The sequence below is a fragment of the Jeotgalibacillus marinus genome (assembly GCF_040801915.1).
In the GTDB taxonomy this organism is placed as follows: domain Bacteria; phylum Bacillota; class Bacilli; order Bacillales; family Jeotgalibacillaceae; genus Jeotgalibacillus; species Jeotgalibacillus marinus.
On the sequence record NZ_JBFMIA010000313.1, the window covers coordinates 1 to 233 of the forward strand.

At 52.8% G+C, this 233-nt stretch carries 1 protein-coding gene; it reads left to right on the forward strand.

Going from position 1 to position 233, the window contains the following annotated elements; translation table 11 throughout:
• Nucleotides 1-233 (forward strand): hypothetical protein (locus tag AB1471_RS19190; RefSeq protein WP_367781078.1); only part of this gene is annotated, 233 nt, incomplete at both ends.

Here is a 233-nt window from a genome sequence, read left to right on the forward strand (position 1 = left end):
AAAGGGAAAGAAGAAGGGAAAGGAGAGGAGAGGGAGGGGAGGAAAGAAGGGAGAAGGAAAGAAAAAAAGGAAGGGAAAGAGAAGAAAGAGAAAGGGGAGGAAAGGGGGAGGAAGAAAGAGAGGGAAGAGGAGGGAAAGAGGAAAGGGGAAAGGAGGGGAAGGAGGGGAAAAGGAAGGGGAAAAAGAGAGGAGGCACGAAGAGAAGGGCCCATACCGGGCAGAGCGGCCATACC